This window comes from Massilia sp. TWP1-3-3, from assembly GCF_049897805.1.
In the GTDB taxonomy this organism is placed as follows: Bacteria; Pseudomonadota; Gammaproteobacteria; order Burkholderiales; family Burkholderiaceae_D; genus Telluria_A.
On record NZ_JAFCWX010000039.1, the window covers coordinates 31093 to 41886 of the forward strand.

Annotated in this window: 11 protein-coding genes and 2 tRNA genes; 10 read left to right on the plus strand and 3 right to left on the minus strand. The window is 56.9% G+C overall.

What is annotated here, in order from left to right:
* Positions 1 to 10: 10 nt before the first annotated feature.
* Together greA and ACP7D4_RS25160 are read left to right on the plus strand one after the other, a co-directional pair.
* The gene (gene greA / locus ACP7D4_RS25155) at positions 11 to 490 is read left to right on the plus strand and encodes a transcription elongation factor GreA (RefSeq protein ID WP_426211991.1); all 480 of its coding nucleotides are present in this window, start codon (positions 11 to 13) and stop codon (positions 488 to 490) included.
* Complete coding sequence (locus ACP7D4_RS25160) at positions 490 to 909, plus strand: DUF4149 domain-containing protein (RefSeq protein ID WP_426211993.1); 420 nt, start codon at positions 490 to 492, stop codon at positions 907 to 909. The genes greA and ACP7D4_RS25160 overlap by 1 nt, the downstream gene beginning before the upstream one ends.
* Before the next feature lie 143 nt (positions 910 to 1052).
* Here the strand turns inward: ACP7D4_RS25160 and ACP7D4_RS25165 are convergent, their stop codons facing one another.
* On the minus strand, positions 1053 to 1523 hold the full coding sequence (locus ACP7D4_RS25165) for a YhbY family RNA-binding protein (protein WP_426211995.1): 471 nt from the start codon (positions 1521 to 1523) through the stop codon (positions 1053 to 1055).
* A gap of 40 nt (positions 1524 to 1563) precedes the next feature.
* Here ACP7D4_RS25165 and ACP7D4_RS25170 point away from each other — a divergent pair, with 40 nt between their 5' ends.
* From ACP7D4_RS25170 to ACP7D4_RS25195, 6 genes are all read left to right on the plus strand, one after another.
* Positions 1564 to 2259 carry an RlmE family RNA methyltransferase gene (locus tag ACP7D4_RS25170; protein WP_426211996.1) on the plus strand — a complete coding sequence of 232 codons (696 nt, stop codon included), beginning with the start codon at positions 1564 to 1566 and terminating at the stop codon, positions 2257 to 2259.
* Between the two features lie 181 nt (positions 2260 to 2440).
* Positions 2441 to 4330, plus strand: a complete 1890-nt coding sequence (gene ftsH, locus ACP7D4_RS25175; protein ID WP_426211998.1) for an ATP-dependent zinc metalloprotease FtsH — start codon at positions 2441 to 2443, stop codon at positions 4328 to 4330.
* Between the two features lie 102 nt (positions 4331 to 4432).
* Positions 4433 to 5269 carry a dihydropteroate synthase gene (gene folP / locus ACP7D4_RS25180; RefSeq protein ID WP_426212000.1) on the plus strand — a complete coding sequence of 279 codons (837 nt, stop codon included), beginning with the start codon at positions 4433 to 4435 and terminating at the stop codon, positions 5267 to 5269.
* 22 nt (positions 5270 to 5291) lie between these two features.
* A complete protein-coding gene (gene glmM / locus ACP7D4_RS25185) occupies positions 5292 to 6632 on the plus strand; it encodes a phosphoglucosamine mutase (RefSeq protein ID WP_426212002.1) in 1341 nt (446 codons plus the stop codon).
* A 257-nt stretch (positions 6633 to 6889) separates the two neighbouring features.
* A tRNA-Pro gene (locus tag ACP7D4_RS25190) sits at positions 6890 to 6966 on the plus strand.
* Between the two features lie 74 nt (positions 6967 to 7040).
* A tRNA-Arg gene (locus ACP7D4_RS25195) sits at positions 7041 to 7117 on the plus strand.
* 120 nt (positions 7118 to 7237) lie between these two features.
* Here ACP7D4_RS25195 and ACP7D4_RS25200 read toward each other — a convergent pair.
* Together ACP7D4_RS25200 and ACP7D4_RS25205 are read right to left on the minus strand one after the other, a co-directional pair.
* On the minus strand, positions 7238 to 7957 hold the full coding sequence (locus tag ACP7D4_RS25200) for a DUF5677 domain-containing protein (RefSeq protein ID WP_426212003.1): 720 nt from the start codon (positions 7955 to 7957) through the stop codon (positions 7238 to 7240).
* Positions 7958 to 8014: 57 nt separating this feature from the next.
* Positions 8015 to 8299: an ATP-binding protein gene (locus tag ACP7D4_RS25205; protein ID WP_426212004.1), complete on the minus strand. Its 285-nt coding sequence runs from the start codon at positions 8297 to 8299 to the stop codon at positions 8015 to 8017.
* A 536-nt stretch (positions 8300 to 8835) separates the two neighbouring features.
* Here ACP7D4_RS25205 and ACP7D4_RS25210 point away from each other — a divergent pair.
* Together ACP7D4_RS25210 and ACP7D4_RS25215 are read left to right on the plus strand one after the other, a co-directional pair.
* Positions 8836 to 9876: a hypothetical protein gene (locus ACP7D4_RS25210; RefSeq protein ID WP_426212006.1), complete on the plus strand. Its 1041-nt coding sequence runs from the start codon at positions 8836 to 8838 to the stop codon at positions 9874 to 9876.
* Positions 9877 to 9946: 70 nt separating this feature from the next.
* Positions 9947 to 10471 (plus strand): hypothetical protein, encoded by a 525-nt coding sequence (locus ACP7D4_RS25215; RefSeq protein ID WP_426212008.1) that lies wholly within the window; start codon positions 9947 to 9949, stop codon positions 10469 to 10471.
* The last annotated feature ends 323 nt before the right edge of the window (positions 10472 to 10794 follow it).

Sequence of the window (10794 nt, forward strand, 5' to 3'; positions counted from 1 at the left end):
CGAATACAACATGAATTCATCCGTCCCCCTGACCAAATACGGCGCCGAACTGCTCAAGGAAGAGCTGCACCAGCTCAAGACCAAGGAGCGCCGCATCGTGATCGACGCCATCTCCGAAGCGCGCTCGCACGGCGACCTGTCCGAGAACGCGGAATATGACGCTGCCAAGGAACGCCAGGCGTTCGTGGAAGGCCGTATCGCCGAACTCGAAGGCAAGCTTGGCGCCGCGCAGATCATCGACCCCGTCACGCTCGACGCCGAAGGGCGCGTGGTGTTTGCCTCGACCGTTGACCTGGAAGACCTGGACAATGGCCAGAAGGTCACGTATCAGATCGTGGGTCTCGACGAAGCGGATCTTAAACTGAATAAAGTGTCGGTGACGTCGCCCATCGCGCGCGCCCTGATTGGCAAGTACGCCGGCGACGTGGTCGAAGTGCAGGCGCCGTCGGGCCCGCGCGAATACGAGATCCTCGAAGTCAAGTACATCTGATGTTTATCTCGCGGGCGCGCTTGCTGGTGGTGACGCTATGGGCGGGCAGCCTGTGGACGATCGGCTACCTGGTGGCGCCCACGCTGTTTGGCACGCTGCATGACCGTGTGCTGGCTGGGGTGATTGCGGGGAGTATGTTCACCACCGGGGCCTGGGTGTCGATGGCGTGTGCAGTGCTGACGGTGGCGCTGTTGGCCGCGTCGAAAGACGTGACGGCGCAGCGGCGCAAGACGCTGTACATCATTGTGGGTGTGATGCTGGGGTGTTTGTTGCTGAGCCATTTTGGCCTGCGGCCCGTGATGGCCGAGGTGAAGGAGGCAGGGGACAAGGCCAAGTTCGGGATGCTGCACGGGGTGTCGATGGTGTTGTATTTGGTGCAGAGCGTGCTGGCTATTTTCTTGGTGGCCAAGAATCCCTGATGAAACGTGGTGGCCTAGGCGAAGGGTAGGGCGGAAAAGGACGTAGTCCGCATTCCGCCACGAGCCGTCGGCGACGCATGGCGGAATGCGGACTTACGTCCTTTTCCGCCCTACGCCCCTTTCCAGATCCGTGGGTGTTCCGATTACGTCCCCAACTGCCCCTTCTTGATGCTCTTCTGACGTGGCTTGGCGCGCTTGATGGTGCCGCCTTCGGTCACACGCTCGTTACCCTTGATCATCACCTTGGTCACGCTAGGGCGCTTGGTGCCGCTGGCGCTGGCCTTGACGATGGTGACTTCGCGCATGCCCTTGCCGGACTTGCTGCTGCGCTCTTTCTCAACTTCAACCTTGGGCCGATAAATAACCAGCAGCTTGCCGATATGCTGCACCGGGTGGGCCTGCAATTCAGTACAGATGTTCTCGTAAATTTCAGTGCGCATCGCCCGGTCGTCACCGAACACGCGCACCTTGATCAGGCCGTGCGAATCCAGGCTGGCGGAGATTTCCTTGATGACCGACGGCGTCAGGCCCGCTTCGCCAATGATGACGACAGGCTTTAGCGCATGGGCTTCAGCGCGCAGTGCGCTGCGCTCGACGGGTGTAAGTTTTAGCATAATATTTTAATTAATCCTTTAAAAGCAGTATTCTACGCGAATGGCAAAGAAAAAATTAAACAAGAACTGGTTGCACGACCATATTAACGACCCCTACGTCAAGTTGGCGCAGAAAGAGGGTTATCGTGCACGCGCCGCCTACAAGCTCAAGGAAATCGACGAGAGCGAAAAGCTGATCAAATCCGGCCAGGTCATCGTCGACCTTGGCTGCACGCCGGGCAGCTGGGGGCAGTACGTGCGCCGCAAGCTGGCGGGCGCCGACGGCGGCGGCATCAACGGCACCATTATCGGCCTCGACATGCTGCCGATGGAGCCGATTGCCGACATGCATTTTATCCTCGGCGACTTCCGCGAGGCGCGCATTTTACGCCAGCTCGATACCATCCTGGCCGGCCGCAAATGCGACCTGGTGTTGTCGGACATGGCGCCCAACCTGTCGGGCATCCCGACGGCAGACTCGGCCCGCATGGAACACCTGATCGACCTGGCGATTGAATTTTCGCAATTTCACATGAAGCCGAGCGGAGCGCTGGTAGTAAAGTGCTTCAAGGACATGGGTTTCAGCCAAGTCGTCGAAAAGTTCCGCGCTGAATTTAAAATTGTCAAACAGATCAAGCCGAAAGCGAGCCGCGACAAGTCGTCGGAAATTTTCCTGGTTGGAAAAGGATTGAAGAATCCGACCACCACCAATGCAGCCTTGCAGGAAGATTCCGAGAATTTGCCCCTTGATATTTGATGCGCTAAGCCGCATATCTGCCTTGGAAGCACCGAAAAAGCATGTGGATTAAGTAATTCGCTCAGATTTTCAGTGGTTTTTTCGATCCCGCAGCGGGGCGCGCGTGGCACCGCTTGCTTATTACGAGTAAAATCGGCGTTCTAAAATCTGTAATGGATGCGCCTGCATCGAAGGAGTTTTCGTGAATAATATGTTTTCCAAGTCGGCCATCTGGGTTGTAGTTGCCCTGCTGTTATTCATGCTGTTCAAGAATTTTGACACGACAGCAAGCAGCGGCGCCACCAAATCCATCGCCTATTCCGAACTGCTCGACGCGGTCAAGTCCCATCAGGTCAATGACGTGTTGATCGAAGGATCCAGCATCACGGCCACCAAATCGGACGGTACCAAGGTGCGCACGACGGCTACCTCGCTGGACAAGGGCTTTGTTGGCGACCTCGTCAACAACGGCATCAAGTTCGACGTCAAGCCGCCAGAAGAGCCAGGCTTCCTGACCCAGATTTTCATGAACTGGTTCCCGATGTTATTGCTGATCGGCGTATGGATTTTCTTCATGCGCCAAATGCAAGGTGGCGGTAAGGGCGGTGCGTTTTCCTTCGGCAAGTCGAAAGCGCGCATGATGGATGAAACCAACAACACCGTCACCTTCGCCGACGTCGCCGGTTGCGACGAAGCCAAGGAAGAAGTCAACGAAATCGTCGACTTCCTGAAAGATCCCACCAAATTTCAGAAGCTTGGTGGGCGCATTCCGCGCGGCGTGCTCATGGTCGGCCCTCCGGGTACCGGTAAAACGCTGCTGGCGCGCGCCATTGCCGGCGAAGCAAAAGTGCCGTTCTTCTCGATCTCGGGTTCCGACTTCGTTGAAATGTTCGTCGGCGTCGGTGCCAGCCGCGTGCGCGACATGTTTGAAAACGCGAAAAAGCATTCGCCATGCATCATCTTCATCGACGAGATCGACGCCGTCGGCCGTCACCGCGGTGCAGGCATGGGCGGCGGCAATGATGAGCGCGAACAGACCTTGAACCAGTTGCTGGTTGAAATGGACGGCTTTGAAGCGAGCTCCGGCGTCATCGTCGTCGCTGCCACCAACCGCGCCGACGTGCTCGACAAAGCGCTGCTGCGTCCAGGTCGTTTTGACCGCCAAGTCACGGTCGGCCTGCCGGACATCCGCGGCCGCGAGCAGATTCTGAATGTGCACATGCGCAAAGTACCCATCTCAACCGACGTCAACGCTGGCGTGCTGGCCCGCGGCACCCCTGGCTTTTCGGGTGCCGACCTGGCCAATCTGGTCAACGAGGCAGCGTTGTTTGCCGCCCGCCGCAGCAAGCGTTTGGTGGAAATGAATGACTTCGAGGATGCCAAGGACAAGATCTACATGGGGCCTGAGCGTAAATCGATGGTCATGCGTGAAGAAGAACGCAAGAACACGGCTTACCACGAGTCCGGCCACGCCGTTATTGCCAAGCTGCTGCCAAAGGCTGACCCGGTGCACAAGGTCACGATCATGCCGCGCGGCTCAGCCCTCGGCCTGACGTGGCAGTTGCCGGAGCACGACACGCTGTCTTGGTACAAGGACAAGATGCTGGAAGACATCTCGATTTTGTTCGGTGGTCGTATTGCTGAAGAAATCTTTGTCGGCCAGATGTCGACCGGCGCATCGAACGACTTTTCGCGCGCTACCAAGCTGGCACGCTCGATGGTTACCCGTTTCGGCATGAGCGACAGCATGGGCGTGATGGTCTACGAAGATAGCGAGAACGAAGGCTTTTTCGGCGGTGCTACCAAGACGATTTCGGAAGCGACCCAGCAAAAGGTTGATGCCGAGATTCGCGCCATCCTCGACACGCAGTACGCCCTGGCGCGCCGCTTGCTCGAAGAAAACCGCGACAAGGTCGAGAAGATGACGCAGGCGCTGCTCGACTGGGAAACCATCGACGCTGACCAGATCAACGACATCATGGCCGGCATCGAGCCGCGTCTGCCAAAGACGGGCATGCTGACCAAGCGTGTGCCGCCTGGTGGCGACAAGGGTTCGGGCGGGGTTTCGCCAAGCGCCACGGCACCCGCCTAATCAAACTCGGAATCTTTCCGTAGCAGTATATAATGCCGTTCAGGCAATAACTGAACGGCATTTTTTATTTCCTACTGCCATTTTCTACTTCCTTTCAAGCTAATGCGACAATATCTTCAATGCGGCCGATTCGGCTTTTCGCTTGAAAAGCGCGCCCTGGTGATGGGCATCCTGAACACAACGCCGGACTCGTTTTCCGACGGCGGACGCTTTCAGTCGCTGGAGTTTGCCGTCTCGCGCGCCGAGGAGATGATTTCCGAAGGCGTGGACATGATCGACATCGGCGGCGAATCGAGCCGGCCCGGTGCACCGCCAGTGTCCCTGGAGCAGGAATTGGGGCGCGTGATGCCCGTGTTGTATGCGCTGCGCGACATGGGCAAGCCCTTGTCGGTTGACACGTACAAGCCGCAAGTGATGCGCGAAGCGATCCTGGCCGGGGTCGACATGATCAACGATATTAATGGCTTCAGGGCGCCTGGCGCGCTGGAGGCGGTGGCCGGCAGCGACTGCGCGTTGTGCGTGATGCACATGCAAGGCTCGCCCCAGGACATGCAAAAAGACCCGGTGTATGGCGACGTTGTGGCGGAGGTGACTGCTTTCCTGCGCGAGCGCGTGGACGCGCTGTTAGCGGCAGGCATCGAGCGCGAACGCATCTGCATCGATCCCGGGTTTGGCTTTGGGAAAACGGTGGAACACAACTATGCACTGTTGCGCAACATTGGCAAGATGCAGCAGGCGCTTGGGCTGCCTGTGCTCGCTGGCGTATCACGCAAGTCGATGATAGGCGCCGTCACCGGCAAGCCCGTGGAGCAACGGCTGGCAGGCAACATCGGCGGCGCATTGGCTGCGATAGCGCACGGCGCGCGTATTGTGCGCGTGCATGATGTAGTCGAAACAGTCGATGCAGTGAAAGTGTGGCATGCAGCCACAATTCCTTAATTACTACTAAGAAGAGCACAACATGGCACGTAAATATTTCGGTACAGACGGTATCCGTGGACTCGTTGGCGTTGCGCCAATCACGCCCGACTTCGTGATGCGCCTCGGCTACGCTGCCGGCAAAGTGCTGGCCAAGACCAGCAACGCCGCGTCCAAGCGACCGACCGTTCTGATCGGCAAAGACACCCGTATTTCCGGCTACATGCTCGAGTCCGCGCTGGAAGCAGGCTTTAACGCCGCCGGTGTCGACGTGCTGCTGGCCGGCCCGACGCCAACGCCCGCCGTCGCTTACCTGACGCGCGCGCTGCGCCTGTCCGCTGGCGTGGTCATTTCCGCTTCGCACAACCCGTTCCATGACAACGGCATCAAGTTCTTTTCCAAGCACGGCACCAAGTTGCCCGACGCGGTGGAAATGGAAATTGAGGAAGCGATCGACCAGCCGATGATTTGCGTGTCCCCTGAAAAGATGGGCCGCGCCAAGCGCCTGCAGCATTCGCAGGGCCGCTACATTGAATTTTGCAAAGGCACGTTCCCGAACGAGCTGGACCTGCGTGGCTTGCGCATCGTCGTCGATTGCGCGCACGGCGCAGCGTATGACATCGCGCCGCACGTGTTCCATGAGCTGGGCGCCGAAGTGATTTCGATTGGCGCCAGTCCGGATGGCTTCAACATTAATGCCGGCTTCGGCGCGACTGCACCGAAGGCGATGGCCGCCGCCGTGCTGTCGCACCGTGCCGACCTGGGCATCGCGCTCGACGGCGACGCCGACCGTCTGGTGATGTGCGACGCCAAGGGCCGCATCTATAACGGCGACGAGCTGCTTTACATTATGGTGCGCGACCGCATGATGACCGGGCCGGTGGCTGGCGCGGTGGGGACTTTGATGACGAACATGGCGCTGGAAGTCAAGTTCAAGGAACTGGGCGTGGGCTTTGCGCGCGCCAAGGTGGGCGACCGTTATGTGTTGGAAGTGATGAAGGAAAATGGCTGGCTGTTTGGCGGCGAGGGCTCCGGCCACTTGCTGGCGCTCGACAAGCATACGACCGGCGACGGGATCGTGTCGGCCTTGCAGGTGCTGTCGGCACTGCAGCGCAGCGGCAAATCGCTGGAAGACTGCTGCGCGGAGCTGGTGCTGTTCCCGCAGACGCTCATCAACGTCAAGGTATCGAACGGATTCGACTGGACCAAGAACGCCGCCATGGTGGCCGAGAAAGAACTGGTTGAAGCCGAGCTGGGCGATACGGGCCGCGTGCTGATCCGCGCATCGGGTACCGAGCCGCTGATTCGCGTGATGGTGGAAGCCAAGTGCGCCGAGCAGGCCGAGTCGACTGCACGCCGGATTGCCGACAAGGTTATGGCGTAAGAGGGCAGGGCGAAGGGCAGCGAGAAGACGACGACAGAAGCACGGAAGGCCAGGCGAAGGGCAGCGCAATATAAGTTGCCTTCAACCTCGTAGCCCGGCTCCACCGCTCCTCCCACGTCGTCCTCGCGAACGCGGGGACCCATAGAACCTCTGCGCTATCAGAAATTTTTTTGCCCCAAATAGCGCGTGATGCTCATGCTCTCCTGAGCGCACAACCAACTTGACCCCGCGCTTCACCCGACATATAATATCGTCTTCGGAGTGTGGCGCAGTCCGGTAGCGCACCTGGTTTGGGACCAGGGGGTCCAAGGTTCGAATCCTTGTACTCCGACCAAGTATTAAGGACGGGCTGTCATTCAGATGACAGCCCGTTTTCATTTCCGCACGCCATTCTGCGTGCGACACAGACTGCCCATAGCTCAGTTGGATAGAGCATCAGCCTTCTAAGCTGAGGGTCACAGGTTCGATTCCTGTTGGGCAGGCCACTACAGCGTAGCATGCATGCGGGTTCCAGCGGTTTTGGCTGATTCAGAACTTGCTTATTTGGGTGCTGCAAAATTTCCAAATAAGCGATAAGTATGCAATTCGCCGCTGTTGTGTGGCGCCTACGCTAACGCCGCTGCCCATGCGGAATCCATTTGAACTCTTGCAGCTATCATTTCTTCCTCTGGGATGTCTGAGAATTTCGGCAGCAGGACAACTGCTTCGGTCATCAGCCTGATTGCGATCGTCAGCATTCCAGTTGTTACGCTGGGCGGGGCTTCGTGGTGGTAGCGTAGGTGTGGCCCAGAGTGGCGAACATGCAATGTCTGCAAGTCGTTGTGAGAATATCCGCACAAAAGCAGGTAGCTGGCGTATGAGTCGCCTAGCCCTGCCTTCGTCAGCTTGTCTTCGATTTTTTGCGGCCTGAATCCATTCTTTTTCAGCCGGTCGCGTTCCATTACGGACAGAGCGGCGGCGGCTTGGATAGATGCGAATGCCAATTTATCGTTTTGCATCTCGGCAAAGGTTGCCATCAGTTCGTAAGTTTTTGCACCACTTCGGGCGCTGTTATACGCCATCTGGTTGAGGTGGGTAGCATCGTCCACAAGAATGTACAAATCAGCCATGCCTTCCAGCATCGAACGAACCATGATGGGCGAGTGGGAAGACATCTGATTTTCAATAAGGCAGTTAGTGGCGTCGAATTGTTCAACGATGGTTAGGCATAGATGGGCCGCTGCCCGTGCCACTTCTGAATCTGTGACCTTCGCACGAAGGATGAATGTGTCGCAGTGCTGCTTAATCAGTCCTGTGGCAAGGAGCATCTTTTGGATGTCGGGCATGGGTCGGTTGTGTTGTTAGGGTGGAATGACATCGTACCGTGTCTGCCAGCACAAAAACTAAAAAAAAATCCTAGTGCCTTGCCCGTGTCGTGTGTAGGTGGCTGGGACTGAGAAAAGTATCGGAGGTCGAACGGGCGACTTAACGCGGCCACGCCGGGTCATCGTGCTTTGCCTCCTCACATTGCGCCCAGCCGCTTCCTCCCTCAGCAGCCACTCCAGGAAGTCGCTGTAGGCCATTTCCTGCTTGGCCGCTTTCTGGATGGCGGCACAATACCCTTGGGCCACGAACGGCAGGTTCAGACTGTCGCACAGGGCTGCAATGCGTTCAGGCGGCAGGTTCATGCCGCCGCTCCTTCGGCCAGGCGTTCAAGCAGCGCGTCGTACACCAGTAGTTGAGGTTATGTGAGGCGGGGCATTCCAAGACGGTCAAAGTAGGCGATTGTTGTCAGCACGCTGTTCAGTGCCAGGGCACTGTTATGCCCCCAAATTACAGGCGCAAACAGATTGCGATAAAACGGGAAGCGCAGGGCAAACCGCCTCCAAAAAATTCCGCTTATAGCGTCCACATGACCAGGCGCAAAAAGCGGAGTCATGCGAAAGAATTCGGGGAACTATTACGGGCCTGCATGTTATGCGTCAAACCTGACCAGTCGCAATGCAAAAGATTGCCAAGACGATAATCTGCGTTAGCCATCTGACATTCCTAAAAGGATCTTCCTGTGAAAAAAACGTTTCCCCCGCTTTCCGTGATTTTTATGCTGTGCGCTAGCTGGTCAGCAACAGCCTCTGCCACCCCACCTGTACGAGGAAGCACCGTGCTGGTCCCGCCGTTAATTTCCAAGGAGCCTCTTGGGACTGCAAGAGCAAGGACAGTCGTAATGCGTTTGCCAGTACAGGCAGGCAAGGTCAGCAAGATGGTTACAACCAATCTGGTTTCAAACAGCGAAAGCTGGATTGCCAAGGGCGACAAATACTACAGCCTGTGTATGCCAAACCGTCACAGAGTCGCGTGCGCCCCAATCGTTGCCGCTTCCATCATGCAGGGCATTGATGTCGGCGCATTCGCTGGCACTAACGGCGCACCGTCGATAACCTTCCATGTCGACCCAGCCGCCAAGCTGACGCCCAAGCACATCGTCTATACCATTGACTACTTCCTTAAACGCATTGACAAGCAAGTTCAGCACTTCAATCGCATGGTGATGATTTATGCCCCGATGAAGGGAGCGCCTACGTTGAAAGCGGGCATCGACAAAAAATTAATCTCTGATGGCAGCGGTGGTTGCGGCTATGACGACTTCGGCAGCTATGATTGTAGCGGGGGTGACAGTGGCACGGGCGGCGGCGGCTACGACTGGAACGACTACGACTGGGGTGGTGACTACGGCGGCGGCGGGGGAGCGGGAAACGACACAAGCTCTACATCACCGTCTCTCCCCACTTTCCCATCCGGTAACGACAATGGCGACGACGACCCCTGTCTAGATGAGAACGGTAACAATTACTGTCAGCGGGTAGTCATTACCGGCAATCTTCCCGATGCTGTCGAAGAGGCATCTTTGGCCGGTTGCGTATTTACTCCCATCGGATTTGTATGCAACAGGACACCGCCGGTGATCGGTAATGTCGAGCCGATCGAGCAGCTGCCAAGGGGGCCAAAGCCCACGTTTCCGCAAAGCGCATGTAACATCGCTCCGATTTTTTGCGCTGAAGGGCAAAAGCCAGTAGAACCACCACCACCGCTAACCGATTGGGACCGGAAACAGCAGGCAATACAGCAGTGCGTCGAGAGAGCGAGCGTGAACATGAGCACTTGCTACGCTTTGAGAGAGAGACTTGGAGAAGGTTATTTCGATACGTGCAGGCGAGAAGCCCTGGACATGTATAAGGAATGCGACATGATTGGCAAGGGCGGCTGACTCTAACCCTAGGCTGACGACATCAACTAAGGGACAGCACAATGCTGTCTCTACCTTTCAGAGAACAACCATGTTTCCCGACACTACATACATCTCTCTTGGTATCTCCCCCGACGCTGCCACCTTTGTGTTGCAACCGGTCATTCCCGACGGCTACCCACGACCCTTCTTCGCGTATGCGGCTTCAATAGCAGAACTCAATAGTCGTGGTCGCGCCGAAGCCATACACAAATTCGGGTCCATGATGCTCTGTTCAATGCGAACCTTTTTCCCAGTTATCAACGTGTTTGCCGAGTCACTGATTCCAGAAGCTGAAGGCGTACCGCTTACCTTCGACCCAGAGGGCGATCACACAGGCACCAAGCGCAGTCTGCATTTACGCATCAGCGCCATTAATGGAAACCGAAGCGTAGTAGTCCGACGCTTCAACAACGATGACGCCACCAGCCACGAAGCCCCTACGGTGATGTTGGAGCCGCTTATGGCAGTTGGGCCACACGCAGTTGTAAATTCCGTGGGTGCGATAGTGTTGGCAGAATTCGCAGCGCTGTACCCAGAAGTCTTCGCGCCATTCCGAGAGTTGCTTGCCTCGTAAGCTGGTAGCAATGAGTCGTAGGTAGACTTTTTGGATAATGCCACCTACCAAGCAGCAGCTAGCGCACTGCAGAGGTCTGTTTCCGTGGCGGGAATTCAAAACCTACTCTCCATCATGATCTGAGTCGACTGAAGGTCGGTCTGCTGTTCCAAGTGCGCCCGGCACCATCCCATAACCTGAGGCCCGTTCGGCTCCTGCGGCCCACCCCCTGTGTCAGACTACTTGTCGGGTGTGTTTTTTGAACAAATTATGTCCTGATCTTGGTTGTTGTGGTGGAATTTAGGGTTCGTTCTTGTGCTTTATTTCTAACATCGTTTCCGGGA